Origin of the sequence: Pseudomonas tritici (genome assembly GCF_014268275.3) — a bacterium.
Taxonomy (GTDB): domain Bacteria; phylum Pseudomonadota; class Gammaproteobacteria; order Pseudomonadales; family Pseudomonadaceae; genus Aquipseudomonas; species Aquipseudomonas tritici.
In genome coordinates this window covers 3,138,040-3,163,468 of record NZ_CP077084.1, presented here as the reverse complement: position 1 = coordinate 3,163,468, position 25,429 = coordinate 3,138,040, and the positions used below count along the sequence as shown (strand labels likewise).

The window sequence follows — 25,429 nt, the reverse complement described above, 5'->3', positions numbered from 1 at the left end:
TTTCGCCTGCAGTTCTACAGGATGCGGTACAGCAACCGCTCGATCCGAACGCGGCTGACCCGACGCAGGAATTTGCCGACCGCCTCCGGGTAGTCCAGCAGCGTTTGCAGGTCCTGATAACGCTCGATACGCGTGGTGTGCTGGAAAATCTGCGCCAGCTCGGTGCGGCGTGGTTCAAGCCAATGGCCTTGCGGGTCGTCGATCAGCAAAGCGTTTTCCAAGTCGAGGCGGAACGCTCGCGGGTTGATATTGTTGCCGGTGAGCAACGTGTAGCGCTGGTCGACCCACATGCCCTTGAGGTGGTAGGTGTTGTCGCCGTCGTGCCACAGGTGCAGGTTCAACTGGCCGTGGTCGATGTCGCGCTGATGCCGCTTGGCGAAGCGGCGCAGGCTGATTTCGTAGAGGTAGGGCAGCGCGGCAATGACTTTGAACGGCTCGCTCGGCGGAATGTAGAAGTCGTTGGCGGTCTTGTCGCCAACGATGATGTCGACCTTCACACCCCGCGCCAGGGCGCGGTTGATTTCGCGAGTCACCGGCAGCGGCAGGTTGAAGTACGGCGTGCAGATGGTCAGCTGATGCTGGGCGCTGGCGATCAGTTCGAGGATCACCCGGTTCAGCGGGTTGTTCTTGCCAACCCCGAGTAACGGGCTGACCGACAGGTGACCATTGGGCAACTGCCCCGTCGTGGTGTCGTAGGTCGCGTGTTTCAAACGGCTGCGCAAGTCGCCGATATCATTGCGCAAGCTGCGCGTGGTCGGGGGATTGGGCAGGTCCAGGCGATTAACTGCCTTGGAGGCGACAAGCCCGTGTTCCACCAGGTGCTGCATCGAGTCGGCGAGCGGCTGGCTGTGGATCAGGTGGTAACGGTCGAAGCGGTACTTGTCGAACTTGTGCAGGTACACGTTATTCAGGCTGGCACCGCTGTACAGCACCGTGTCGTCGATCACAAAGCCCTTGAGGTGCAGCACGCCGAACAACTCGCGGGTTTGCACCGGTACGCCATACACCGGCACTTCAGTGCTGTGGCTGTGGGTCATGGACTGATACCAGGCGCTGTTGCCTGGCTGTTTGCCGGCGCCGATCAAACCGCGCTGGGCGCGCAGCCAGTCGACCACCACCACGATGTCCAACGCCGGCCGCGCAGCCTTGGCCGCGTGCAGCGCATCGTAGATCTCCTGCCCCGCCTCGTCCTGCTGCAAGTACAGCGCAACAATGTAGATACGCCGCGTGGCCTGGGCAATCTTCTCCAGCAGGCAACGGCGATACGCGTCGGCGCCGGACAGCACCTCAAGGGCGTCGGGAGTGAGGGGGAAACCGCGCAGTTTGGGCAACAGGGAGCGTTTGAAGAACGACGGCATAAGGCTCGCAATGGGTCGAATCCGAAGAGGCCCCGAGCTTACACCATGGGGGTGCTCAGGTCTCGCTGTGCGGCATGGAAAAAATTTAATTGACCAAGAAGAACGATCGTTCTACTGTTCGCCACATGAACGACATGATCAGTAATGAAACCCGCGAAATCATCCTCGACGTCACCGAAAAGTTGATCTACCGCCATGGTATCGCCGCCACCGGCATGGACTTCCTGGTGAAAACCGCCGGTGTCTCGAGAAAAAGCATTTACCGCTACTTCGCCAATAAAGACGAACTGGTGATTGCCGCTCTGCAGCGCCGCGATGAGCGCTGGATGCAGTGGCTGCGCGACGAGGTGGAGCGCAGCGAAGGCACAGGTGAGCGCCTGCTTGCGCTGTTCAGCGCGCTCAAGGCCTGGTTCGGTACTGCGGATTTTCGTGGCTGCGCCTTTATCAACACCAGTGGCGAAACCGGCGACCCGCAAGACCCGGTGCGCCTGCTGGCCAAGGCGCATAAACAAAAACTGTTCGAGTATGCACTTGAACTGTGTCAGGCACATGGTACCCCCGACCCTGAACGGCAGGCCGCGCAACTGCTGATCCTGATCGATGGCGCCATTACCGTTGCCCTGGTGATGGGCGATTCAACAGCGGCCGATAATGCGCAATGCATGGCGCAAACGTTATTGGGACTTTGAACGCACTGGCAGGCGCAACGCTCGATAAAACCTATTGTTTGAGGAATTGCCCGATGTCATCAATTGCAGAAACACGTCCGCCCTTGCCGCCGTTTACCCGCGCGTCGGCCATCGAAAAAGTGCGCCTGGCCGAGGACGGCTGGAATTCGCGCGACCCGCAACGGGTGTCCCTGGCCTACACCCTGGACACGCAGTGGCGCAACCGTGCCGAATTCGCGCATAACCGCGAAGAAGCCAAAGGCTTTCTGACCCGTAAGTGGGCCAAGGAGCTGGATTATCGGCTGATCAAGGAGCTGTGGGCGTTCACCGATAACCGCATCGCGGTGCGCTATGCCTATGAGTGGCACGACGATTCGGGTAACTGGTTCCGCTCTTATGGCAACGAGAACTGGGAATTCGATGAGAACGGCTTGATGGCCAATCGTTTTGCTTGCATCAACGACCTGCCGATCAAGGAAAGCGAACGCAAGTTCCACTGGCCGCTGGGCCGGCGCCCGTATGATCATCCGGGGCTGTCCGACCTGGGCTTGTAACCCTTTGGAACTGGCTTGCCTGCGATACACCGAGGTGCCTGCATGGCAGGCAAGCCAGCTCACACATGGACGTGTCGGCCTACCTCAGTCCTGATTCAGCCCAACCCGATACAGCACGCCATCCTCCTCATCCGTCAGCACGTACAAAAAGCCATCGGGCCCCTGCCGCACATCGCGGATCCGCGCTTTCAAGCCGCCCAGCAAACGCTCCTCGTGAACGACCTTGTCGCCATCGAACTGCAACCGAATCAACTCCTGGCTGGCCAGCGCGCCAATAAATACGTTGTGCTGCCAGGCTCTGAAGCGGTCTGCATCGTAAAACGCCATCCCGCTGATCCCCGGTGATTTCTCCCAGACGTGATGCGGCGGCACCGTGCCCTCCACCGTCTTGCCCTTGGCTTCGGGTATGGGTGTCAGCGAATAGTTGATGCCATGGGTTGCCAGCGGCCAGCCGTAATTCTTGCCCCGTTCGATGATGTTGATCTCATCGCCGCCGCGCGGCCCATGTTCGTTTTCCCAGATCGTGCCGCTCCACGGGTTCAATGCCAGGCCCTGGGGATTACGTTGGCCGTAGGACCAGATCTCCGGGCGTACGCCTTGCTGGCCGACAAACGGGTTGTCATCCGGCACGCGGCCGTCCGGGTAGATGCGCACGACCTTGCCTTGCAACTTGTCCAGGTCCTGGGCCGTCGGGCGATCGTTGTTTTCCCCAAGGGTCACGAACAGGTAGCCGTCACGGTCGAAGGCCAAGCGCGAGCCGAAGTGATTGCCGGTGGACAGCTTAGGCTCCTGGCGCAGGATCACTTTGAAGTCGGTCAAGCCACTGAGGTCAGCCGCCAGGCGACCACGGCCCACTGCAGTGCCGGCCGTGCCGCCCTCGCCGCCGCCTTCCGCGTAGGACAGGTAGACCATGCGGTCCTGTTTGAAATCCGGCGACAGCACCACGTCGAGCAGACCGCCCTGCCCTTTGGCCCACACTTCAGGCACGCCCTTGAGTGGCGCGGAGAGCTTGCCGTCCGGGCTGACAAAGCGCAGGTGGCCGGGGCGTTCCGTCACCAGGAAGCCTTGCTTGTCCGGCAGAAAGGCCACCGCCCATGGATGGTCCAGGCCTTTGGCAATCGGGGTGGCAGTGATGCTGCCTTGTTCGCTGGGAAACTGCTGGGCCTCGGCGGCGACAGCGGCCGTCAACGGCAGCAGCGTGGTTGCGCAAAGGGCGGCTAACAAGGTTTTGCGTAGAAACATAAGGCGGGATCCTTACCGGCGATTGCCGCTGGCGTCATAAGTAGGGGCTTTGGTTTCGGTGGCCGGGCGGTTCGGGGTGGCATCGCGCTGGGGATAGCGGTTGCCGATGCCGCCGTTCTCCAGGGTCGGCGTACGTGTGGTCGGCCCAGTCTGAATACCGCGAATGGCCGGCGCATTGGGCTGGGTGCCCTGCATGCTATTGGGGTTGGCCCGGTGAATCGGACCGTTGTTGGAGTTGTTGTTGCCGGGCAGGTTTTGCGCATAGGCCAAAGGGGCAAGGGCCAAACTCAACACCAGCGCCGCAACGTGACGCACACAGCTGTTCATGACAAAGCCTCTCTGGGGCGAGGAGTACGTGCTTTCGATAACACGCTACGCCTCAGGTTCGGCTTTCGACACTAAATAGTTTCTCATCAGGTGTAACACGATCTGTCCGTGCATCTGCCCGTGGAAACTTTTCGCACAGGGTCCGAGTCACCAGAACACAGCCTCTATGTAAGGAATCGCACATATGCCACGGGCAATCTGGAAAGGCGCCATCAGCTTTGGCCTGGTGCATATACCGGTGTCACTGGTCTCGGCCACATCATCACAGGGCGTTGACTTTGACTGGCTCGACAAACGCAGCATGGACCCGGTGGGCTATAAGCGCATCAACAAGACCACCGGCAAGGAAGTGACGAAAGAGAACATCGTCAAAGGCGTCGCGTTCGAGAAAGGCCGTTACGTGGTGCTCAGCGAAGAAGAAATCCGCTCGGCCCACCCCAAGTCGACCCAGACCATTGAAATCATCGCGTTTGTTGCCAGCGACCAGATTCCGTTGCAGAACATCGACACCCCCTACTTTCTCGCCCCGGACAAACGCGGCGGCAAGGTGTATGCGTTGCTCAGGGAAACCCTTAAAAAAACCAGTAAAGTCGCCCTGGCCAATGTGGTGCTGCACACCAAGCAGCACTTGGCCGCATTGATGCCCCTGGACTCGGCCTTGATACTGGTGATGTTGCGCTGGCCCGCCGAGGTGCGCAGCCTGGACGATCTGGAACTGGGCAGCGACGTGACCAAACCCACGTTGGCCAAAGGTGAGTTGGACATGGCCAAGCGTCTGGTGGAAGACATGAGCGCCGACTGGCAACCGGATGACTACCGCGACAGCTTCCAAGAGAAAATCATGGCGCTGGTGGCCAAGAAGGCCAAGGCCGGCAAGATCGAGGACGTGGAAAGCAGCACGGACGGTGAGGAGCGTAAATCTGCCGATGTGATTGACCTGACGGAATTGCTCAAGCGCAGCCTGGCCGGTAAGCCGGCGAAGAAGCCTGCGGTGAAGAAATCTACCAAGGCCTCATAAGTCATGCCAAAGCCCCTCAGCGACTACAACCGCAAGCGCGACTTCGGGATTACCGCCGAACCGGCAGGCAGTGCGCCCGCCGGCAAACGGAAGGCCTCGGCGCTGTCCTTCGTGATCCAGAAACATGACGCGCGCAACCTGCACTATGACTTCCGCCTGGAGCTTGATGGCGTGTTGCTCAGTTGGGCGGTACCCAAAGGCCCGAGCCTGGACCCGAGCCAGAAACGCCTGGCCGTCCACGTTGAAGATCACCCCCTCGGCTATGGCAGCTTCGAAGGCAATATTCCGGCGGGTCAGTACGGCGCAGGCGACGTTATCGTGTGGGACCGCGGCGTGTGGCAACCCCATGACGACCCGCACAAGGCCTACGCCGCCGGCAAGCTCAAATTCACCTTGGTTGGCGAGAAGCTCTCAGGCGACTGGACCCTGGTGCGCACCCGCCTGAAGGGCAGCGGCGATAAACAACAATGGCTGCTGATCAAGGAAAAGGACGCACAGGCACGCCCTGCCGATGACTACGATATTGTCCAGGCCCAACCGAACAGCGTGCTCAGCAACGCCTCGGTCGGCAAACCCAACGCTAAAGCCAAACCCAAGCCCAAGCCGCAAAAAACCTTAGCCACCCTCCCCGAGCAATTCGCCCCGCAATTGGCCACGCTGGTGGACCGCGCGCCAGAAGGCGACTGGCATTACGAAATCAAGTTCGACGGTTACCGCATGCTCGCGCGCATTCGTGACGGCGAGGTACGCCTGTTCACCCGCAATGGCCATGACTGGACCGAACGCCTGCCCCGTCAAGCCAAGGCCCTGCAAGCGCTGAAACTCAAGGACAGCTGGCTCGACGGTGAGGTGGTCAGCCTAAACGGCGACGGCCTGCCGGACTTCCAGGCGCTGCAAAACGCGTTTGATATTGGGCGCAGCCTGGACATTGTCTACTACCTGTTCGATGCGCCGTTCCTCAATGGCCAGGACCAACGCCAGGCGCCTGTCGAGGAGCGCCGCGCAGCCCTCAAGGCCGCGCTGGCCGGTAGTCGAAGCAAGTTGCTGCGCTTCTCCGAAGCGTTCACTGCGCACCATCGTGACATCTTTGAAAGCGCATGCGACCTGGCCCTGGAAGGCGTGATCGGTAAACGCCTGGGCAGCCCCTACGTGTCGAGTCGCAGTGCCGATTGGATCAAGCTCAAATGCCGCTTGCGCCAAGAGTTTGTGATTGTTGGCTACACCCGGCCGCAGGGCTCACGCAGTGGTTTCGGGGCGCTGTTGCTGGCGGTGAATGATGATTCCGGGCTGGTGTACGCCGGGCGGGTGGGCACAGGCTTTGATCAGGCGTCGCTGAAGTCGATCTACGCGCAACTTACGCCATTGGAGTGCAGCACGTCCCCCCTGGAAAAACCGCTGACCAGCGCCCAGGCCCGCGGTGTGCATTGGGTGCAGCCGACGCTGGTTGGCGAGGTGCAATTTGCCGAATGGACCCGGGAAGGCGTGGTTCGCCAGGCCGCGTTCGTCGGCATGCGGACCGATAAACCGGCTGCGCAGATCATTCATGAGCAACCGCGCACGGCCAAATCCATGAAAACCGCAAAAAAAAACAGCGGCAACGTGAACATCACCCATCCCGACCGCGTAATCGATAAGCAAACCGGTACGCAAAAACAGCAACTGGCGCAGTTCTACGACAGCATCAGCCAATGGATTCTGCCCTTCCTGCGGCACCGTCCGGTTTCGCTGCTCAGAGCGCCTGAGGGCATTGAAGGCGAGCAGTTCTTCCAGAAGCATTCCGAGCGGCTCGCGATTCCTAACATCAAGCAACTGGATCAGGCGCTCGACCCTGGTCATGCACGCCTGATGGAAATCGACAGCGCCGCTGCATTGATCGGTGCGGTGCAAATGGGCACCGTGGAGTTCCACACTTGGGGCGGCACCACCGACAAGATCGAAACCCCGGACCTGTTTGTGCTCGATCTCGACCCCGACCCGGCACTGCCTTGGAAAGCCATGTTGGAAGCGGCGCAGCTCACGCTGTCGGTGCTTGACGAATTGGGGCTGCAAGCGTTCGTCAAGACCAGCGGTGGCAAGGGCCTGCACCTGGTCGTGCCACTGGCGCGGCGCGACAATTGGGACACCGTCAAGGCATTCGCCAAGGCGATTGCCCAGTTCATGACCGCGCAATTGCCGGAGCGTTTTACCGCAACGTCAGGGCCCAAAAACCGTGTCGGCAAGATCTTTATCGACTACCTGCGCAATGCTCGAGGCGCCAGTACCGTGGCAGCCTACTCCGTGCGTGCGCGGCCTGGATTGCCGGTGTCGGTGCCGGTCAGTCGTGAGGAATTGAAGGGCTTGCGTGGTGCCCAGCAATGGACGGTCGTCAACGTGCATGAGCGTTTAAAGGCGTTGAAGGTTGATCCCTGGGACGGGTATGCCAATCGCCAGAAAATCAGCAAGAAGATGTGGGATAAGCTGGGCGCCCATCCGCCGCCGTGAAGAGCGCCCAGAGTGCGCCTCAGATCAGTACAAAGATCAACGCCAACCCAGCGAAGATCGCCCACTTTTCCAGGTAGTAGCGCATGCGGTTGCGCTTTTTCAGCGCTTTGCCGCGCAGACGGATTTTATACAGGCGCGCGAAGGCGCGGTTGAGCCCCCCGGTCTGGTCACCGGCATCGTTAGGCGAGCCCGCAGCGGCCATGACGGTACGGCTGAACCAGCGATTGAACGCCGCGGCCCAGCGGTACTTCATCGGACGCTCGATATCGCAGAACAGGATGATGCGGTTCTGCTGCGTGGTGTTTTCGGCGTAGTGAATGTAGGTCTCGTCGAACATCACCGGCTCGCCATCACGCCAGTAGTAGTTTTCGCCATCCACATTGATGTAGCAGCCCGGGTCATTCGGGGTATCCAAGCCCAAGTGATAGCGATACGAGCCTGCATACGGGTCGCGGTGGCGCACCAGCCTGGAACCTGGCGGCAGTTCGGCGAACATCGCGGCCTTGATCGAGCCAATGCCCTGGACCAGCTCAGTGGTGCGCGGGCAGAGCTTCATCGCGGAAGGATGGCTGTCGCCATACCATTTCAAGTAAAAGCGCTTCCAACCGGATTTAAAGAAGGAATTGAAACCTACGTCGTTGTACTGGTCCGAGCGCTTGATCTCCCCGGCGCGCATCAGGGCCAGGCCTTCCTGGCGGATTTCTTGCCAGTGCGCCTGCAGCGGGCTCAGGTCCGGGAAATCGCCGGGCGACAGATAAGGTCGGCTGGGCAGTTTAGAGAAGAGGTAGAGAAAGCAGTTGACCGGTGCCAGGAAGGTCGAATGATCACTGAGTTGGCGGCCTAGCTTATGCCGCACCCGACCGCGCAGGTGTACATAGGCAATCGAGGCAACGTAGAGCATTACAATGATGAGTTTCACGGGGATTCGTCACACGTCAGAAGAAAACAGGCAGCTCCTGCGTGCCCACTACGGCCGAGGTTGGAGAGCAACACCTGAAATCACAATTCACACAATCGGCACGACCGGCTAAGTGACAATCCGACCCGTAGCCCTTTGCCGTTATTTAGCCACAAGTTGTAACCAAAAGTTAAACAAGAATTGTGAAAAGCTGTCTTGTGAATGTGATGGGCGGGCTTGTTGTGTGGCAAGCCCGCGAGGGGTTCGGCCCGTCCTATTGGCGTGGCAGCCGACGCTCATCTAACACAGAAAAAGGTCCGGATTCCCGACGAACTTGGACGAAATGCCGGATCAACGCCACCAACACGCCCAACATCAGCCCTGCCACCAAGCTCAATGCAATGATCAAGGCCTTCCTTGGCTTGATTGGGTTCAAGGGCTCTTGCGCCTGCCGGTCGACTGTCACCAGTTTCAGCGCACTCATGTCGATATTCAGGCCACGCAGCCGGGCCTCCTCTGCCCAGAGGGGTTCAACGTCTTGCAGGAACATGTCTTCATTTTTACGGCTTTCGAGGACCTCCACTTGGCGATTGACGTCAAGCATGCGCAATTCCTTGCCAATCTCAGCAATGCGACTGTTGGTAAAATCATCATTGGTTCGTTGGGTCAACGCGGTCCGCTCGGCTTGCAACGCCTCGGTGCCCATGAAGTACAACGGAATCTTCTGGTTGGTCACTTCAGTGCGCATCACTTGGTTCGCGCCACGAAGTGCATCAGCGCCCATGGCAGAAGGCGTGGTGGGGTGCTTGATGCCGATCGACTTGGCTATCGAGATAGCCTCAGCCAGTTCGGCCAGCCGATTGGTGCGTTGCGTCCTCATCTGCAGGCGTAACGCGGTGAGCTCGTCTTGCAACTGAGCGCGTTTGACCTTATCCGCCTCCAGCAATCTGGCGATTTGCGACGTTTTGCCTGCTTCATAGTTGGCACGTGCCGCATCGATCTTGCCTTTGAGCTCATTGAGGCGATTGTTGACGATCACCTTGAGGTCCGCCCCCACCTGATCGCGCTGCTGCGCGATGGCGTAAGCCACAAACCCGTTGAGAATTGCCACCCCGTCGATCCCATTGGGGTACTGCATTTCCAAGCGGATGGACGTGTTGAGGACGTCAGGCTTCTTGGGGTCCGGCAGCACCAGGCGAATGGCATTATTGTTGAATGTCTCAAAGCTCTGCTCCAGGCTGCGCCCAGGCTGCTCAAACGCCTCGAACAGCGCGGGATTGGCCCTGAAGAAGCCCAGGCGCGCTTCGTATGAGTCCAACTGTGCGCCTACTTTGCCCAGCGCCTCGGCCGGCGGTAGCTTGTACACTTCGGAACGGTTGAGCGCATCCAGTTCATTGATTGCGGCAGGCCGCAGCACACTGCTGACCTGGTAAACCGGGGTCGCAAGATACGCGTAGCCTACTCCCAGAAGGCCCGCCAGGATCGTGCAACCAATGACCAGTTTTTTTTGCTTCCAGATAGCACCGAACAGTTCAAAGAGATCGATTTCATCCGACGGTAAATGGCGATGCAGCTGGGGAGTGTTATTCAAAATTAATACACCCTGGTGAGTTGAAATCCAGCGCCCATAAAACACAGACCTGGATAGCGACTGAATAAACAGGGGGCAACGTCCGGGCCGGAGCATTACGCGGCCCTCTGCCGGCAAAGGGACCACCCCCATCCACTGAAGCATTACACCTAAGCAACAAGAGGCTTCATTTCAGTGACACGGGTGTCATGACTGACAGGCACCGAGCGTAAAGGAGGTCCGTTACAAGACGTTACCCGGAGGCCAGGCAACGTAACGCGAATTGCCTGTCTTTTAAGGAAGAATTTCTGTGAAAACTAAAAAATAGGATTATTCCTACGCGTAATTACGCAAAAAGTAATAAGAAATGCTGCATTTCCTCTAATGAACGACGGAACCCCCTTCAGCAAAAAGGAATTTGTATGTCATCCATAACAGACCCCGATTTCCAAGCCCTTCAAGGTGCCTGGGAGCAAATAGCGCTCGAAGACAATGGCGTGCTCAACCCCGTCGATGCCCACAGCGCCCCGGGTGCAATCACCACTATTACCGGCGACCGATTCGAAGTGAAGACCGTCAGCGGCGAGGTATTGCTGGCTGGCCGGTTTTCCCTGGACAGCAGCACCGTTCCCAAGAGCATTACCTGGGTCGACTCCATAGGGGATGACGCGGGCAAGCACTTGCCTGCCAGTTATCGCCTTGAAGAGGATGAATTCGTGTTTATTGCAGCCGATGAAAGTATGCCCAGGCCAATTGCGTTCAGTACTGGCCCAGGTCAAACCATGCGCACTTTCGTGCGGCGCGCCTGATCGGAACGCCATCCGAATGAGCGACAGTATTTTCACAAAACCTTCACCTTCGGGTCTATAGGGTGAAGCCTACCTACTCCAGTGAATCCCTTAGCCCGCCTCTCCTCGCGGGCTTTTTTTTGCCTGTCGACTATCGGTTCAATCGGCGCGCTTGATGGCGGTCAGGGTGAAGCACATCGGCAATTGCGCAGGCTGGTGTTCGTACCGGTCGTAAAGCTCTTCGCGATTGGAGTGGGGATATTCCTGCAAGTCGCTGATTTGTAACTGCGCGCAGATCGCGGCATTTACCACCTCACCCAACGTGTGCACGTACCAGTAGGACGTTGGCCCGGCAACTTCGCCCTGGCCTTCATAGACAATTGACTCCTGCAGCACAAAGGGCTCGCGCTGGAAGTAAGAGCTGGCTGGCAAGAAGGGGTTTTGCGCCCGAGGATCAAACACCTCCAGGAACGGATGGGTTTCATACATCACCAGCGTGCCGCCAGGTTTCAAGGTGCTGGCGACGTGGCGCATGAACAGCGCCACATCCGGCATCCAACCCAGCACGCCGATAGTCACCAAGGCGATATCGAAGCGTTGGTGCAAATCCTGCGGCAGGTGATGGATATCGCTTTCAATGAACTCGGGATTGTGCGGCGAGACACTGGCTAGTTCACGGGCCTGCTGCAGAAACGCCCGTGATTGATCCACTCCTACCGCCGAACGCGCGCCCAGGCCAAATAACGATAAGGTTTCACGACCGTTGTTGCAGCACAGTTGCACCACATCCTTGCCGGCCACGCCGATGTCTTGCAGCAAGCCGGTAAGGGTGGGGTCCAGGCAAGAAAAACCGGCGTCACCCACGCTGTTGAGCAACGCGTTCCAGGTGTCGGTGGTTTTATGCAGGTTGGCAGATTGGTCCCAGGCGTCCTTGTTGCTGGCAATCGCCTGTTGCGCTGAGGGCATGTCCATTGCATCTCCAGATAATCAATACGGCGGGACTCAGAAAATAAGCCAAGCGCCTATGGATTAAAACCCCGAGCAGCGTGCGAAACTTATCGCAAATCCCATGGGTCATTAACGCAATGCGCGTTCTGCCCTCGAACGCCGCCTCCGAAGATCTCGCCATGGACAAACAGTCTGACCTGCGTAACGCCTTGTCCCTGGACAGCCTCAATTTCTTCTTGGCGGACGTCCGCGATGGCCTGGGCCCCTACCTCGCCATCTACCTGCTGGCCGTGCATAAATGGGACCCGGCCAGTATCGGCGTGGTCATGACCCTGGCCGGTATCGCCGCGCTGCTCACCCAGGGCCCGGCGGGCGCGCTGATTGATCGCACCCGCAGCAAGCGCGCCGTGATTGCGCTGGCCGCCATCGTAGTGACCCTCAGTTGCGTGCTGCTGCCTTTCGTCAGTTCTTTCGGCCTGGTAGCGCTGACCCAGGCCGCCAGTGCTGTTGCCGCTTCGGTGTTCGCTCCGGCGATCAGCGCGATTTCCCTGGGCATTACCGGGCCACGCGCCTTCACCCGTCGTACAGGGCGTAACGAAACCTTCAACCACGCGGGTAACGCCGTGGCCGCACTGCTGGCTGGTGGCCTGGCCTACCTGTTTGGTCCTGTGGTGGTGTTTTACCTGATGGCGTTTATGGCAGTCGCCAGTGTCTTGGCAGTGAGCTGCGTGTCAGCAGCAGCGATCGACCACGAAGTTGCCCGCGGCTTCGATCCTGAGCATCACACCGATCATGAACAACCTTCCGGCCTCAAGGTATTGCTGGCGAACCGCCCGCTGTTGTTATTCGCCATCTGTTGCGCCCTTTTCCACTTGGCCAATGCCGCCATGCTGCCGCTGGTCAGCCAAAAGCTCTCACAGATAAACCTGCAAATGGCCACGCCGCTGACATCAGCCTGCATTGTCGCCGCGCAATTGGTGATGGTGCCGATGGCCTGGCTGGTCGGGCTCAAGGCCGACATCTGGGGGCGCAAACCCTTGCTGATGGCCGGTTTCATGATCCTGCCGCTGCGCGGTGTGCTCTATACGCTGTCCAGCGATCCTTACTGGCTGGTGGCGGTGCAAATGCTCGACGGCATCGGCGCAGGGATTTTCGGCGCGTTGTTCCCGGTGATCGTCAAGGACCTGACCCAGGGCGCCGGCCGCTTCAACGTCAGCCTGGGCGCCCTCTCCACCGTATTCGGCCTGGGGGCGGCGCTGAGCAGCAGCCTGGCCGGTTTCGTGGTGCAGCAAGCGGGCTACAACGCGGCGTTCCTGACACTCGCCGGCGTTGCCGCGCTGGCCCTGGCGCTCTTATGGCTGGCGATGCCGGAGACGTTGGTAAAACCATCCTTCGCTCGACATACAACTGTCGCCTGACATATGCGACAATGCGCGCCAAATTCCAACACACATCCAAAATTTTCTGCTCAGCGACCGGGTTTCGCGCCTTGATGTCGCTGTTGACGCATGCCTGAAGGCTCCTGCCGACACGCTCGCAACCCATTGATAGGTAAAGTAATTGATCTCCACAGCTAACATCACCATGCAGTTCGGCGCCAAGCCGCTCTTCGAGAACGTCTCGGTCAAGTTCGGCGCAGGCAACCGTTATGGTTTGATCGGTGCCAACGGTTGCGGCAAGTCGACCTTCATGAAAATCCTCGGTGGCGACCTCGATCCGTCCGGCGGCCAGGTCATGCTGGAGCCGAACGTGCGCTTGGGTAAGCTGCGCCAGGACCAGTTCGCCTACGAAGAATTCACCGTGCTCGACACCGTGATCATGGGCCACGAGGAACTGTGGAAGGTCAAGGCCGAACGCGATCGTATCTACTCGCTGCCGGAAATGAGCGAAGAAGACGGCATGGCCGTGGCCGAGCTGGAAACCGAATTCGCCGAGATGGACGGCTACACCGCCGAATCCCGCGCCGGTGAGCTGCTTTTGGGCCTGGGCATTCCCCTGGAACAGCACTTCGGCCCGATGAGCGAAGTGTCCCCTGGCTGGAAACTGCGCGTATTGCTGGCCCAGGCGCTGTTCTCCGACCCTGAAGTGCTGTTGCTCGACGAACCGACCAACCACTTGGACATCAACACTATCCGCTGGCTGGAAAACATCCTGACCCAGCGTTCCAGCCTGATGATCATCATCTCTCACGACCGTCACTTCCTGAACAGCGTGTGCACCCACATGGCTGACCTGGACTACGGCGAGCTGCGCCTGTTCCCGGGCAACTACGACGAGTACATGACTGTAGCGACCCAGTCCCGCGAGCAATTGCTGTCGGACAACGCCAAGAAGAAGGCGCAGATCTCCGAACTGCAATCCTTCGTCAGCCGCTTCTCGGCCAACGCCTCGAAAGCCAAGCAAGCCACCTCCCGCGCCAAGGCGATCGACAAGATCCAGCTGGCCGAGGTCAAGCCTTCGAGCCGTGTGAGCCCGTTCATCCGTTTCGACCAGAACAAAAAACTGCACCGCCAGGCGGTCATTGTCGAGCGCATGGCCAAAGGCTTCGATGGCAAACCGCTGTTCAAGGACTTCAGCTTCCAAGTTGAAGCGGGCGAGCGCGTGGCGATCATCGGTCCGAACGGTATCGGCAAGACCACGCTGCTGCGCACCCTGGTCAACGAACTGACGCCGGATGCCGGCAGCATCAAGTGGACCGACGCGGCTGAGCTGGGCTACTACGCTCAGGACCACGCCCATGACTTCGAAGACGACATGAGCTTGTTCGACTGGATGGGCCAGTGGACTCAAGGCGAGCAAATGATCCGTGGCACCTTGGGTCGCATGCTGTTCTCCAACGACGAGATCCAGAAGTCGGTGAAGGTGATTTCCGGTGGTGAGCAAGGCCGCATGCTGTTCGGCAAGCTGATCCTGCAAAAGCCGAACGTGCTGATCATGGACGAACCGACCAACCACTTGGACATGGAATCCATCGAGGCCCTGAACCTGGCACTGGAGAACTACCCGGGCACGCTGATCTTCGTCAGCCACGACCGTGAGTTCGTATCCTCCCTGGCCACCCGCATCATCGAGTTGAGCGCCACCGGCGTGATCGACTTCAGCGGCACCTATGACGACTACCTGCGCAGCCAAGGCGTGGTGTTCTAACCCGACTTGCCCTGCTGACCGGACTTACCGTAGTGAGCGGGCTTGTCCCGCGCTGGGTGGCGAAGCCGCCCTAAAACCAAACACCGCGCTCTGTCTGACAGACCGCGGTGTTTTTTATTGGGGTGGCTTTGCCACCCAGCGCGGGACAAGCCCGCTCACTACATAGTTAGGCTGCTTTCTTTTCTCCCGGCCCCTTGCCATGATGCGCCTACCGCCCGCCAGCGAACGAGTGCCATGCCTGCCGCCACCCCCAACTCCCTGTCGATCACCCTGCAGATCGTCTCCATCGTCTTCTACACCTTCATCGCCTTTATCTGCATCGGCCTGCCGATTGCGGTCATCCCTGGCTATGTACACGAGCAACTTGGGTTCAGCGCTGTAGTGGCCGGCATCACAATCGGCTCGCAATACCTCGCCACCCTGCTCAGCCGTCCCATGGCCGGGCGCATGTCGGATAACGTCGGCACCAAGCGTGCAATTGTGTTGGGGTTGGCCGGGATTCTTGTGAGTGGCGTGCTGACGTTCTTCGCGACGCTGGTGGAAAGCCTGCCGTCGCTGAGCCTGGGCATTCTGATCGTCGCACGTCTGTTGTTGGGTGTGGCCCAAGGGTTGATCGGCGTGGGCACCATTAGTTGGTGCATGGGCCAGGTCGGTGCCGAACACACCGCGCGGTCGATTTCGTGGAATGGCATCGCGTCCTACGGTGCCATTGCCATTGGTGCACCGCTGGGTGTGGTGATGGTGGCCGAATACGGCTATACCAGCCTCGGCCTTGCGCTGTCAGTGTTGGCGGCGCTGGGCCTGGTGCTGATCCGCAACAAACCATCGGTGCCGGTTGTGCGTGGCGAGCGCCTGCCATTTTGGGCAGTGTTCGGGCGTATCGCGCCGTTTGGCGCCAGCCTGTGCCTGGCATCGATTGGCTATGGCACCCTCACCACCTTTATCACCCTGTACTACCTCAATCGAGGCTGGGTCGGCGCGGCGTACTGCCTCACGGTATTTGGCGCGTGCTTCATCCTGTCACGGCTGGTGTTTATTTCCGCCATCAGCCGTTTTGGTGGCTTTCGGGCAGCGATTGCCTGCATGACCATCGAAACCCTCGGCCTTACGCTGCTATGGCTGGCGCCGTCCACCGGGGTAGCGTTGATTGGAGCCGGGCTGACCGGCTTTGGCTTGTCACTGGTGTACCCGGCGCTGGGGGTGGAAGCCATCAAGCAGGTGCCCAACAGCAGCCGAGGCGCGGGGCTGAGTGCGTATGCGGTGTTTTTTGACTTGGCCCTCGCGATCGCCGGGCCGTTGATGGGCGCCGTGGCCTTGAACCTCGGCTACGGCTGGATCTTCTTCTGCGCCGCGCTGTTGTCGATCACCGCCCTGGGCGTGACCCTGTTGCTCATGCGCCGCGCTTACTGATCAGCCGTTTGCATACCGGCGCGGGTGGATTGACCGAGGGTGTGGCTGAAAAAACGCCCCGCCTCAGAGATCAAGTCACGGTGAATGCCTTCACGGTCGACACCGTCAGCATCCGTGCAAATCGCCGGCATCGCCGCCAATTGGTCGCTGTCACACGGCGCCATGAACACGAAGTGCCCTGCCCCGGCCAGCAGCTTGAAGTCCGGCGGCTCAGGCAGCTTGCGCGCCAGGGCGGCAGCGTTCTTGTCCACGGCCACCAACTTGTCACCATCGCCACTGTAGAGCAGCACCGGCACATGCACGTCGGCCAGGGTGTGACGACCGAACATCAGGCTCAACGGTGCCATCAGCATCAAGGCGTGAATGCGCGGGTCGGATTGCGGTTGCAGGTCATCGCGGTCCACCACCAATTCGCCCTTGGTGGTGCAGGCATCACGATCTTCCGGGCGCTGCTGACAGTAACGGCGCAAGCGGTCGAAATCCGGCTTGGCGCCCGCCAGGATCAACGCGGTTTCCCCCCCGGCCGAGTAACCGATAACGCCCACCTGATCGACGTCAACAAAGGGCGACAGCATCGGATCGCCCAGGGTGGCAGTGATCGCTTCAGAAATCTGGATCGGCCGACCATACAGGTTGCTCACCGTGCCCAGTCGACTGTGGTCTTTGTAGTTGTCGCCAGGATGCAGCACCGCCACCACCACAAAACCTTTACGCGCCAGCGACGTGGCCAGGTCGTGCAGGGCCAGAGGTGTGCCAGTGTTGCCGTGGGACAACATCAACATCGGAAATCGGCCGATGGCAATCTTGGAATCTTCAGAGGCCGCGACGTGATAGGCGCCCAACGGCGTGGTGTGCTCAGCGTCGGTGGACGGGTAGAACGCGATGGCTTTCATCGGCTGCAAGTCCAGCGGGTCGAGAAAAGTCATGCGGTGGAAGCCCACACTCCAATGGGGGTGCGGTGCAGGGGCGGCGTGCACTGAAACCAGGCTGCCGAGCAGGGAAAGAACCATAACAGCACAAAGACGCATCATGGGGATGGCCACCTTTGCTGTGTGCCCACGTTCAACATCCGCGGCATATCTGGTTGAAAAGTCCATGGTTCAAGGCGCTCGCACCGGGTGATAACCCAATGCGTGCATAACCTGGGCCAGAGTAATGACAGCGGGTAAACGAAAAAACTCCGTATTCCGGTCGTTTTGAGGCGATCAGAATACAGAGTTTAGACGCACCGCTTCAGATTGAAACGGGGAAACGTGCTGTTTTACATAAGCTTTACGCGGCGGCAAACAATTGTTCGTTGATGAGTACGTTGGCGTCGCTCAGGGATTTGCTACGGAACTCATCACCATACGCCAGGCCATGGGCGCGGACGAACTCGATGTCGGTGATGCCAAGGAAACCCAGCAGCACTTTCAGATATTCTTCGTGGGCAACACCGGTGGCTTGGCCGACGTGCAGGCCGCCCGACGTCGATACGATGATGACCTTCTTGTTGCCGCACAGGCCTTCCGGGCCGGCTTCGGTGTAACGGAAAGTCTGGCCGGCGACGGCGATGCGGTCGATCCAGGCTTTCAATTGAGTCGGGATGGTGAAGTTGTACATGGGCGCAGCCAGTACCACGGCATCCGCGGCGAGGAATTCAGCCAGTGTCTTGGCGCTGAGGTCGGCCTCTTGTTGCTGGGCGGCGTTGCGCTGTTCGGCCGGGGTGCCCAGGGCGCCCAGGGTCGCGCCGGAGAAGTGGTTGATGCCTTCGGCCGCCAGGTCACGGTAAGTCACTTCCACACCCGGCTCCGCCGCTTGCCAGGCCTTGACCACACCCGCGCTGAGCTGACGGGACGCCGAGTTGTCGCCGAGAATGCTGGAATCGATATGCAAGAGTTTCATGTGGGATCTCCGGTTAGGATCGTCAGGGGCGATCAGATGGTGGTGATGCTACGCATGAAACCAATAGCCGATAAGGCAGCTTAAATGCGATAGTTCGTCCCACTGACAGGACAATAGGCTGACCATGCAAGACCTCAACGACCTCTATTATTTCGCCAAAGTCGTGGAAGCCGGTGGCTTCGCGGCGGCCGGGCGATTGCTGGGAATTCCCAAGTCGCGGCTGTCGCGGCGCATCGCCGAGCTGGAAGAACGCCTGGGCGCGCGCCTGCTGCAACGCACCACCCGCCAATTGACCCTCACCGCCGTCGGCGAGCGCTACCTGCGCCACTGCCAGGCCATGCTGCTGGAAGCGGAAATGGCCGATGAGGCCGTGGCCAGCATGTCCAGCGAACCCCGTGGTCGGCTGCGGGTCAGCTGCCCGGTGGGCATGGCGCAGCATATTCTGCCGGAGCTGGTCGCGGGCTTTCTCGCTGCCCACCCCCAGGTGCAGTTGGAAATGACCCTGGTCAATCGCCGTGTCGACCTGGTGGCGGAAGGTATCGATGTGGCTTTGCGCGTGCGTGAACTCGGTGATGAAGACCCGCTACTGGTGACCAAACGCTTGCGCCAGGCCCAGACCGTGCTGGTCGCCAGTCCCGAATTCGTGCGCGAGCGCCGGGTCAACAGCCTCGACGACCTCAGGCAACTGCCCATACTCGGCGCACTGGAGGCAGACCGCATGGTGCATCAACGTATCCTCGACCCACAGGGCACCCCTCACGAACTGGTGATGGAGGCCCGCCTGGGCATCGAAGACTTCATTGTGCGTAAAGCCAGCGCCATCATGGGCGTGGGTTTTACCGTGTTACCGATGATGTATTGCGAAGAAGAGCTGGCCAGCGGCCGATTGGTGCAATTGTTGCCTGAATGGTCGTTGCCGGGCGGCTGGCTGCAGGCGGTTTACCCGCATCGGCGCGGCGTGCTGCCGGCGATACGTGCCTGGATCGACTACCTGGAAGAGGGCTTCAAAGGCTGTGGAGACCGCTTGCTATGAGGATGACCGAAGAACACGTCGCCAGCTTCTGCCTGAGCCTGCCCGGTGCGCGGGAGGACTATAAATGGGGCGGTGTGCGTGTGTTCTCGATTGCCGGCAACAAGATGTTCGCCCTGCAGAACCTGCGCGGTGAATCGCTGGCGTTCAAGGTCGATAAGGAACTGTTCCTCGGCCATGTGGACCGCCCAGGCATCCACCCGGCGCCGTATCTGGCCCGCGCGCAGTGGATCATCATGAACACGCCCTACCCGCTTGGGGCCGATGAACTGCGTGACTTGTTGCAGCGGTCCCACCAGTTGGTGGTCAGCAAGTTGCCCAAGCGCACGCAGGTCGGGCTGTTGCTGGATGATTGACGCAAAAGCACCCTAGTTATCTAAGTGACTATCGGCTGCTCTGCTTTTAATTTGCTCTGCTTTGCTTTTGATCTTGATCTTGATCTCAGGCGCCCCGTCAACCACGCTGGCCGAACGCAGGCTTGAATCCGTGGGTAACCCGGCAGGACGCCGGGTTAGCCGCGCTGGGCCAAGGATGGCCCATCGCGGCGGCCCACGGATTCAAGCCGGAGTGAGGGCACACCGAGCCTAGGCGAGGTGCCGAGTGGTGGGGCAAGAGCCCTTTGCTTACTTTGGGGCTTTTCCAAAGTGAGCCGCCGTAAGGGCGGAACCCTAAGTGGCCGTGACCGCAGCAACGGATATGTACCCCAACCAGAAAACTCTAGCGCCTGACACATAGCCATCGCAGGCAAGCCAGCTCCCACATTTGAACTTCATTTACACCTGATAGGGCTCGAGCGACTATCAGGCCGCCACGAGAGCAAGCTCCCTCGCCACAGGTCTGGCGTAGTACCAGATACCCAAGCCTAAAGCACCGAAACCAGTGTCCCACCCAAAAACAGCTGATCCAGCCAAAACACCTCGTGCAGCAACACAATCACCCAAAACAGCACCTGATAAGACACCTTGCGCGTCTTGTGCCGGAACACCTGCTGGGCAATCAACGCCCCCGGCCAACCGCCCGCCAGTTCCACGGCATGCAGGATATTCTCCGGCGTACGCCAACTGTCAGTGCGCGCCTTGCGCTTGTCGCTCCAATACAGGAAAAACGCAATCACGCTGACCACGCCATACGCCGCCAGCGGGATCACGGTCTCGCCGCGCTGCCACACCAATACCGAACCCAACAGCGGCGCCGCGCACAGCAGCACGAAGAGCGCTGCCTTCAAGCGTGGATGCTGAATCATCATGCCTTGGCCGCAGCCCAGTCGATCCAGCCGAATTGCCAGGTCGCCAGGATCAGCAAGCCAAACGCAATGCGGTACCAGGCAAACGCTGCATAGCTGTGGCTGGCGATGAATTTGAGCAAGCCCTTGACCGCAATCATCGCGAAGATGAACGAGGTCACAAAGCCGATGGCGAACACCGGCAAGTCCGCAGGCTGGAACAGGTCACGGTACTTGTAGCCCGAATACACCGCCGCACCCACCATGGTCGGCATCGCCAGGAAGAACGAGAACTCGGTGGCGGTCTTGCGCGACAGGCCGAACAACAGGCCGCCGATAATGGTCGAGCCGGACCGCGACGTGCCCGGAATCATCGCCAGGCACTGCGCCAGGCCGACCTTGAGCGCGTCTTTCCAGGTGATGTCATCGACGGTCTCGGCGTGTACTTCGTGCTCGCGGCGCTCGGCCCACAGCATGATGACGCCGCCCACCACCAGCGCCGTGGCTACGGTGACCGGGTTGAACAGGTAATGATGAATCAGGTCGGCGAAAATCACCCCCAACACCACGGCCGGGAAGAACGCAATCAGCAGGTTGACGGTGAACCGCTGGGCCTTGCGCTGGGTCGGCAGGCCGCTGACCACTTCGAAAATCTTGCCACGGAATTCCCACACCACGGCCAGGATGGCGCCCAGCTGAATGATGATGTTGAACGCGTTGAAACGGTCGCCGGTAAAGTCGAGCAAGTCGGCGACGATGATCTGGTGGCCAGTGCTGGAAATCGGCAGGAACTCGGTAAGCCCCTCCACAACGCCAAGAATCAATGCCTGTATGGCGGTCCAAAAATCCATGCTTCCCCCAAAGGTCTTGCTCTATGGCAAGCCTCGTTGATCTTTTTAATGGTTCACTGACGACAAGACACGATGCTGGGTTTTACCCCCAACCCGCAAAAATCCTGTGAAAAATCAGACAGTACTCAGGTTTTCCGAATACAGGCCGAAAGCCTATCAGACAAGGCGGAAAAGTCGATGCAACGCCCACAATTATAAAAAGCCCGGAGTGACAGGACGATGAACAGTTTGCGCAATATGTCGATCAGCCGGCGCCTCTGGCTGATCCTGATAGTCGCCGTGCTGATGCTGTTGGCCCTGGGTTTGCTGATGCTCAAGCAGATCCATGACGACTTGTACCAGGCCAAGCGCCTACAGACCCAACACGTGGTCCAGGCCGCCAGCGGGATCCTGACGTTTTATCACAGCCTCGAGACGACTGGCGTGATGACCCGCGAAGCCGCGCAGAAACAGGCCCTGAGCGTGGTGCGTGGCTTACGCTACGACGATGACGACTATTTCTGGATCAACGACCTCACGCCGGTGATGATCATGCACCCGGCCAACCCCAAGCTCGATGGCCAGAACCTTTCGGCCATTCGTGACCCTGACGGGTTTGCCGTGTTCAACGAGTTCGTGATCCTCGCCAAGGCCAAGGGCGCCGGCATCGTCAACTATCGCTGGCCGAAGCCTGGTGCCGACGCGCCAGTCGCAAAAACCTCGTATATCCAACTGTTCCAGCCGTGGGGCTGGATTATCGGTTCCGGTGTGTACGTGGATGATGTGCAGGCCGAGTTCAGCGCCCAGGTCTGGAAAGCCTCGTTTATCGGCCTGGGTATCGCGCTGATGATGGCCGTTCTGGTGTCGCTCATCGCGCGCAGCATCGTCCGACCGTTGCAGGACGCGGTGAACGCCATGGGCAACATTGCCAGCGGCGAAAGCGACCTGACCCGCAGCCTCGACACCCACGGCCGGGACGAAGTCACCCAATTGGCCCATCACTTCAACAGCTTCACCGCCAAGCTGCGCCAGGTGGTGAGCCAGCTGCAGGTGTGCGCCAATGCCTTGGGCCAATCCTCACTGGAACTGGGCAACAATGCGACCCAGGCCCATGACCGCAGCCAGCAACAGTCCCAGCAGATGGAACTGGTGGCCACCGCCATCAATGAAGTCACCTACGGCGTGCAGGATGTGGCCAAGAACGCCGAGCACGCCGCCAGCGAAATGCGCGACGCACAGGCTCAGGCGCAACAAGGCCAGGTCAATATCGACGGCAGCCTGCAACAGATCGACCAACTGTCCAACACCATCAGCCAGGCCGTGGAGGTGATTCGTACCCTGTCCGCTGAAAGTACCCAGATCGGCAGTGTGCTCGAGGTCATCCGTTCCATCGCCGACCAGACCAACCTGCTGGCCTTGAACGCGGCGATTGAAGCGGCACGCGCCGGCGAGCAAGGCCGCGGCTTTGCGGTGGTGGCCGATGAAGTGCGCCTGCTGGCTCAGCGCACGCAAAAATCCACGGCTGAGATCCAGGGCATGATCGAGCGCCTGCAAGGCCACTCCGAAGCGGCGGTCAAAGTGATCAGCGACAGCCACAGCGCGTCGCAACTGACCATCGAGCAAGCCGGCCAGGCCGGCGCCAGCCTGACCGCCATCGGCCAGGCCCTGCACAACCTCAACGGCCTGAACGCGTCGATTGCCAGCGCCACGCTGCAGCAGGCGCATGTGGTGGAAGACATCAACCAGAACGTCACCCAGGCCGCCGGTTTGTCCCACAGCACGGCGTTGGCGGCGGAACAGTCGAGCGTGGCGAGTGTGCATTTGCGCGGCCTGAGCGACCAGCTCGACGGCCTCTTGCGCCAGTTCAAAGTCTAGTCCTGTAGTGAGCGGGCTTGCCCCGCGCTGGGCTGCGCAGCAGCCCCAAACCAGTCGCCGCGCTCTGTCTGACAGAATGCGGTGTTCTTATTGGGGCTGCTGCGCAGCCCAGCGCGGGGCAAGCCCGCTCACTACAAGCCAATTCCTACGCCAATCTTCTTTCGTTACAATCCCCGCCCTCTCCCACTCTCCCAAGGAACCACCATGTCCGGGCTTGAACTGTTCGCCGCTGCCCTGGGGGTGATCGCTGTGTGGCTGACGGTCAAGCAAAACCCTTGGTGCTGGCCGATCGGGCTGGTCATGGTGCTGCTCTACACCTGGGTGTTCTACGACGTGAAACTCTATTCCGACATGCTGCTGCAGGTGGTTTACGCCGCCCTGCAAGTCTACGGCTGGTGGCAGTGGACCCGCGCCGGCCAGGTCAAGCAAGGGCGCCAGGTCACCAGCCTGGGTGTGCCGGCAATCATGGCCAGCCTCACGGTGGGCGCCGTCGGCAGCCTGCTGCTCGGCGCCGCCATGGCCCATTGGACTGACGCCGCCCAACCCTGGCTCGACGCCGCGCTCACCGGTTTCAGCCTGGTGGCGCAAATGTGGATGGCGCAGAAACGTGTGCAGTGCTGGGCGTTGTGGATTGTCGTGGACGTGATCTTTGTCGGGCTGTTCCTCTACAAAGGCCTCTACCTCACCGCCGCGCTGTACGCGCTGTTCACCGTGATCGCCGTGCAAGGCTGGCGTGAATGGCGCGCCGACCCGGCGTTGCACGCATGAAAGTGGTGGTACTGGCGGGTCCCGAATCCAGCGGCAAGAGCTGGCTGGCGGCTGAATTGCAAGCGCACTTCGGCGGGCTGATGGTCGGGGAATATGTGCGCCACTTCATCGATCACCATCAACGTGACACCACCCTGGCCGATATCCCGGCCATCGCCCGCGGCCAACTGGCCTGGGAGGATACCGCCCGCGCCAAACAGCCCGAGTTGTTGATCCTCGACACGCATTTGCTGACCAACAGACTCTGGAGCCAGACCCTGTTCGGCGACTACCCGGCGTGGCTGGACAGCGAACTGCTGGCGCGGCATTACGACCTGCACCTGCTGCTCTCGCCGGATGATGTGGAATGGACCGCCGACGGCCAACGCTGCCAACCGGAACTGGCGGATCGCCAAGCGTTTTACCAAGCCAGCCTGGATTGGATGCACCAGCACCGGCAACCGGTGGTGGTCGTGGGTGGCGACTGGGAGCAACGCCGCAAAAAGGCATTCGACGCCGTCGCGCACTTGCTGGCCTCGAACTGATCCGCGATATCAGCGCTTTTTGCGTGTACCCAGTTGGATCCACGTCGGCGCATGGTCGCTGGCGTGAGGTTCGTTGCGCACCCACGCATCGACGCCCGCGCCCTTCAGATAGGGTGTAAGCGCGGGGTTGAGCAGCACATGATCGATGCGCAGGCCAGCATTTTTCTGCCAGTGCTGGCGGAAGTAATCCCAGTAGGTGTAGACCCGCTCATCGGGATACAAATGGCGTAGCGCATCGGTCCAGCCTTGTTCCAGCAGGCGTTGGTAAGCGTCACGGCTTTGCGGTTGCAGCAGCGCGTCCTTGAGCCAGGAGCGCGGGTTGTAGATGTCCAGGTCCGTGGGCACCACATTGAAATCCCCAGCCAGCAGCACCGGATGTTCACTGGCTTGCAGCGCCGCTGCGTAGTCGATCAGCCGCTCGAACCACGCCAGCTTGTAGTCGAATTTCGGCCCGGGTTGCGGGTTGCCATTGGGTAAATACAGGCAGCCGACCAATACGCCATGCACGGCGGCTTCGATATAGCGGCTTTGCGTGTCACTGTCATCGCCGGGCAAACCGCGCCGGCTCTCCAATGGCTGAGCGTCCCGCGCCAAAATCGCCACCCCGTTCCAGGACGCCTGCCCCAGGCAGATCGCACCGTAACCGGCCGCTTCAAATTCGGCGTAGGGGAACAGGCTTTCAGGCGCCTTGAGTTCCTGCAGGCAGACGATGTCCGGTTGGTCCCGTTCCAGCCATTGCAGCAGGTTAGGCAGCCGGGCACGAATACCGTTGATGTTGAAGGTTGCGATTTTCAGCGCTTTCATGGAGCGGGTCCTTCCAGGGCTCTTGGGGTAGAGCCTGGAAGGTGTGCAGATGTTCCGTCCAGCATGGCTCCAAGTGTGGGAGC

The 25,429-nt window shown here is 60.0% G+C and carries 24 protein-coding genes; 13 read left to right on the top strand and 11 right to left on the bottom strand.

The genetic code is table 11. From position 1 onward, the window contains the following. Positions 1-14: 14 nt before the first annotated feature. Entirely contained in the window at positions 15-1,358 is a 1,344-nt protein-coding gene (gene pssA / locus HU722_RS14080; protein ID WP_065891017.1) for a CDP-diacylglycerol--serine O-phosphatidyltransferase, read from the bottom strand. A gap of 125 nt (positions 1,359-1,483) precedes the next feature. On the opposite strand from pssA, the gene HU722_RS14075 reads away from it, so the two are divergent. Continuing rightward, entirely contained in the window at positions 1,484-2,047 is a 564-nt protein-coding gene (locus tag HU722_RS14075; RefSeq protein ID WP_065891018.1) for a TetR/AcrR family transcriptional regulator, read from the top strand. A 53-nt stretch (positions 2,048-2,100) separates the two neighbouring features. Next, entirely contained in the window at positions 2,101-2,580 is a 480-nt protein-coding gene (locus HU722_RS14070; RefSeq protein ID WP_186754962.1) for a nuclear transport factor 2 family protein, read from the top strand. An 84-nt stretch (positions 2,581-2,664) separates the two neighbouring features. Here HU722_RS14070 and HU722_RS14065 read toward each other — a convergent pair whose 3' ends face one another. Next, complete coding sequence (locus HU722_RS14065; protein ID WP_065873194.1) at positions 2,665-3,822, bottom strand: PQQ-dependent sugar dehydrogenase; 1,158 nt, start codon at positions 3,820-3,822, stop codon at positions 2,665-2,667. A gap of 12 nt (positions 3,823-3,834) precedes the next feature. Next, positions 3,835-4,149: a hypothetical protein gene (locus HU722_RS14060; RefSeq protein ID WP_065873195.1), complete on the bottom strand. Its 315-nt coding sequence runs from the start codon at positions 4,147-4,149 to the stop codon at positions 3,835-3,837. A 184-nt stretch (positions 4,150-4,333) separates the two neighbouring features. Between HU722_RS14060 and ku the strand changes: the two genes are divergently transcribed. Beyond that, complete coding sequence (gene ku / locus HU722_RS14055; protein WP_065891019.1) at positions 4,334-5,167, top strand: non-homologous end joining protein Ku; 834 nt, start codon at positions 4,334-4,336, stop codon at positions 5,165-5,167. Positions 5,168-5,170: 3 nt separating this feature from the next. Beyond that, complete coding sequence (gene ligD / locus HU722_RS14050; protein ID WP_186754963.1) at positions 5,171-7,648, top strand: DNA ligase D; 2,478 nt, start codon at positions 5,171-5,173, stop codon at positions 7,646-7,648. Between the two features lie 19 nt (positions 7,649-7,667). Here the strand turns inward: ligD and lpxO are convergent, their stop codons facing one another. Together lpxO and HU722_RS14040 are read right to left on the bottom strand one after the other, a co-directional pair. Continuing rightward, positions 7,668-8,567, bottom strand: coding sequence for a lipid A hydroxylase LpxO (lpxO, locus tag HU722_RS14045; protein ID WP_065873198.1), 900 nt, complete (start codon positions 8,565-8,567; stop codon positions 7,668-7,670). Positions 8,568-8,820: 253 nt separating this feature from the next. Further along, positions 8,821-10,137, bottom strand: a complete 1,317-nt coding sequence (locus HU722_RS14040) for an LPS O-antigen chain length determinant protein WzzB (protein ID WP_065880458.1) — start codon at positions 10,135-10,137, stop codon at positions 8,821-8,823. A 401-nt stretch (positions 10,138-10,538) separates the two neighbouring features. Between HU722_RS14040 and HU722_RS14035 the strand changes: the two genes are divergently transcribed. Further along, on the top strand, positions 10,539-10,925 hold the full coding sequence (locus tag HU722_RS14035) for a TIGR03067 domain-containing protein (RefSeq protein ID WP_065880457.1): 387 nt from the start codon (positions 10,539-10,541) through the stop codon (positions 10,923-10,925). Between the two features lie 138 nt (positions 10,926-11,063). Here the strand turns inward: HU722_RS14035 and HU722_RS14030 are convergent, their stop codons facing one another. Then, positions 11,064-11,876 carry a class I SAM-dependent methyltransferase gene (locus HU722_RS14030; protein ID WP_065873201.1) on the bottom strand — a complete coding sequence of 271 codons (813 nt, stop codon included), beginning with the start codon at positions 11,874-11,876 and terminating at the stop codon, positions 11,064-11,066. A 155-nt stretch (positions 11,877-12,031) separates the two neighbouring features. Between HU722_RS14030 and HU722_RS14025 the strand changes: the two genes are divergently transcribed. The 3 genes from HU722_RS14025 to HU722_RS14015 all read left to right on the top strand — a co-directional run bounded on the left by HU722_RS14025 (position 12,032) and on the right by HU722_RS14015 (position 16,409). Further along, positions 12,032-13,270 (top strand): MFS transporter, encoded by a 1,239-nt coding sequence (locus tag HU722_RS14025; protein ID WP_186754965.1) that lies wholly within the window; start codon positions 12,032-12,034, stop codon positions 13,268-13,270. Between the two features lie 142 nt (positions 13,271-13,412). Further along, a complete protein-coding gene (locus HU722_RS14020; protein WP_082224316.1) occupies positions 13,413-14,999 on the top strand; it encodes an ABC-F family ATPase in 1,587 nt (528 codons plus the stop codon). Positions 15,000-15,233: 234 nt separating this feature from the next. Then, a complete protein-coding gene (locus tag HU722_RS14015) occupies positions 15,234-16,409 on the top strand; it encodes an MFS transporter (protein WP_065880455.1) in 1,176 nt (391 codons plus the stop codon). Here HU722_RS14015 and HU722_RS14010 read toward each other — a convergent pair. Together HU722_RS14010 and HU722_RS14005 are read right to left on the bottom strand one after the other, a co-directional pair. Continuing rightward, positions 16,403-17,440, bottom strand: a complete 1,038-nt coding sequence (locus HU722_RS14010) for an alpha/beta hydrolase family protein (RefSeq protein ID WP_065891022.1) — start codon at positions 17,438-17,440, stop codon at positions 16,403-16,405. The two genes, HU722_RS14015 and HU722_RS14010, sit on opposite strands and share 7 nt — an antisense overlap. A gap of 241 nt (positions 17,441-17,681) precedes the next feature. Beyond that, positions 17,682-18,293: an FMN-dependent NADH-azoreductase gene (locus HU722_RS14005; protein WP_065880454.1), complete on the bottom strand. Its 612-nt coding sequence runs from the start codon at positions 18,291-18,293 to the stop codon at positions 17,682-17,684. A 124-nt stretch (positions 18,294-18,417) separates the two neighbouring features. Here HU722_RS14005 and HU722_RS14000 point away from each other — a divergent pair, with 124 nt between their 5' ends. After that, positions 18,418-19,326, top strand: a complete 909-nt coding sequence (locus HU722_RS14000) for a LysR substrate-binding domain-containing protein (RefSeq protein WP_065873206.1) — start codon at positions 18,418-18,420, stop codon at positions 19,324-19,326. Then, positions 19,323-19,679 (top strand): MmcQ/YjbR family DNA-binding protein, encoded by a 357-nt coding sequence (locus tag HU722_RS13995; RefSeq protein ID WP_065873207.1) that lies wholly within the window; start codon positions 19,323-19,325, stop codon positions 19,677-19,679. The genes HU722_RS14000 and HU722_RS13995 overlap by 4 nt, the downstream gene beginning before the upstream one ends. 506 nt (positions 19,680-20,185) lie before the next feature. Here HU722_RS13995 and HU722_RS13990 read toward each other — a convergent pair. Next, positions 20,186-20,569, bottom strand: a complete 384-nt coding sequence (locus HU722_RS13990) for a DUF1294 domain-containing protein (RefSeq protein WP_065880453.1) — start codon at positions 20,567-20,569, stop codon at positions 20,186-20,188. Then, the gene (locus HU722_RS13985) at positions 20,566-21,396 is read right to left on the bottom strand and encodes an undecaprenyl-diphosphate phosphatase (RefSeq protein ID WP_065873209.1); all 831 of its coding nucleotides are present in this window, start codon (positions 21,394-21,396) and stop codon (positions 20,566-20,568) included. The genes HU722_RS13990 and HU722_RS13985 overlap by 4 nt, the downstream gene beginning before the upstream one ends. A gap of 219 nt (positions 21,397-21,615) precedes the next feature. Between HU722_RS13985 and HU722_RS13980 the strand changes: the two genes are divergently transcribed. The 3 genes from HU722_RS13980 (at position 21,616) to HU722_RS13970 (ending at position 24,542) form a co-directional block, all read left to right on the top strand. Next, a complete protein-coding gene (locus HU722_RS13980) occupies positions 21,616-23,250 on the top strand; it encodes a methyl-accepting chemotaxis protein (RefSeq protein WP_065891023.1) in 1,635 nt (544 codons plus the stop codon). Positions 23,251-23,454: 204 nt separating this feature from the next. Beyond that, positions 23,455-24,018 (top strand): nicotinamide riboside transporter PnuC, encoded by a 564-nt coding sequence (gene pnuC / locus HU722_RS13975; protein WP_049708513.1) that lies wholly within the window; start codon positions 23,455-23,457, stop codon positions 24,016-24,018. Beyond that, on the top strand, positions 24,015-24,542 hold the full coding sequence (locus tag HU722_RS13970; protein ID WP_065891024.1) for an AAA family ATPase: 528 nt from the start codon (positions 24,015-24,017) through the stop codon (positions 24,540-24,542). The genes pnuC and HU722_RS13970 overlap by 4 nt, the downstream gene beginning before the upstream one ends. Positions 24,543-24,551: 9 nt before the next feature. Here the strand turns inward: HU722_RS13970 and HU722_RS13965 are convergent, their stop codons facing one another. Further along, entirely contained in the window at positions 24,552-25,346 is a 795-nt protein-coding gene (locus HU722_RS13965) for an exodeoxyribonuclease III (RefSeq protein WP_065873212.1), read from the bottom strand. Between the last annotated feature and the right edge of the window lie 83 nt (positions 25,347-25,429).

Coding starts and splice junctions, on each gene's coding strand:
- pssA (WP_065891017.1), bottom strand. CDS start 1,358: ATGCCGTCGTTCTTCAAACGCTCCCTGTTGCCCAAACTGCGCGGTTTC.
- HU722_RS14075 (WP_065891018.1), top strand. CDS start 1,484: ATGAACGACATGATCAGTAATGAAACCCGCGAAATCATCCTCGACGTC.
- HU722_RS14070 (WP_186754962.1), top strand. CDS start 2,101: ATGTCATCAATTGCAGAAACACGTCCGCCCTTGCCGCCGTTTACCCGC.
- HU722_RS14065 (WP_065873194.1), bottom strand. CDS start 3,822: ATGTTTCTACGCAAAACCTTGTTAGCCGCCCTTTGCGCAACCACGCTG.
- HU722_RS14060 (WP_065873195.1), bottom strand. CDS start 4,149: ATGAACAGCTGTGTGCGTCACGTTGCGGCGCTGGTGTTGAGTTTGGCC.
- ku (WP_065891019.1), top strand. CDS start 4,334: ATGCCACGGGCAATCTGGAAAGGCGCCATCAGCTTTGGCCTGGTGCAT.
- ligD (WP_186754963.1), top strand. CDS start 5,171: ATGCCAAAGCCCCTCAGCGACTACAACCGCAAGCGCGACTTCGGGATT.
- HU722_RS14035 (WP_065880457.1), top strand. CDS start 10,539: ATGTCATCCATAACAGACCCCGATTTCCAAGCCCTTCAAGGTGCCTGG.
- HU722_RS14030 (WP_065873201.1), bottom strand. CDS start 11,876: ATGGACATGCCCTCAGCGCAACAGGCGATTGCCAGCAACAAGGACGCC.
- HU722_RS14025 (WP_186754965.1), top strand. CDS start 12,032: ATGGACAAACAGTCTGACCTGCGTAACGCCTTGTCCCTGGACAGCCTC.
- HU722_RS14015 (WP_065880455.1), top strand. CDS start 15,234: ATGCCTGCCGCCACCCCCAACTCCCTGTCGATCACCCTGCAGATCGTC.
- HU722_RS14010 (WP_065891022.1), bottom strand. CDS start 17,440: ATGATGCGTCTTTGTGCTGTTATGGTTCTTTCCCTGCTCGGCAGCCTG.
- HU722_RS14005 (WP_065880454.1), bottom strand. CDS start 18,293: ATGAAACTCTTGCATATCGATTCCAGCATTCTCGGCGACAACTCGGCG.
- HU722_RS14000 (WP_065873206.1), top strand. CDS start 18,418: ATGCAAGACCTCAACGACCTCTATTATTTCGCCAAAGTCGTGGAAGCC.
- HU722_RS13995 (WP_065873207.1), top strand. CDS start 19,323: ATGAGGATGACCGAAGAACACGTCGCCAGCTTCTGCCTGAGCCTGCCC.
- HU722_RS13990 (WP_065880453.1), bottom strand. CDS start 20,569: ATGATGATTCAGCATCCACGCTTGAAGGCAGCGCTCTTCGTGCTGCTG.
- HU722_RS13985 (WP_065873209.1), bottom strand. CDS start 21,396: ATGGATTTTTGGACCGCCATACAGGCATTGATTCTTGGCGTTGTGGAG.
- HU722_RS13980 (WP_065891023.1), top strand. CDS start 21,616: ATGAACAGTTTGCGCAATATGTCGATCAGCCGGCGCCTCTGGCTGATC.
- pnuC (WP_049708513.1), top strand. CDS start 23,455: ATGTCCGGGCTTGAACTGTTCGCCGCTGCCCTGGGGGTGATCGCTGTG.
- HU722_RS13970 (WP_065891024.1), top strand. CDS start 24,015: ATGAAAGTGGTGGTACTGGCGGGTCCCGAATCCAGCGGCAAGAGCTGG.
- HU722_RS13965 (WP_065873212.1), bottom strand. CDS start 25,346: ATGAAAGCGCTGAAAATCGCAACCTTCAACATCAACGGTATTCGTGCC.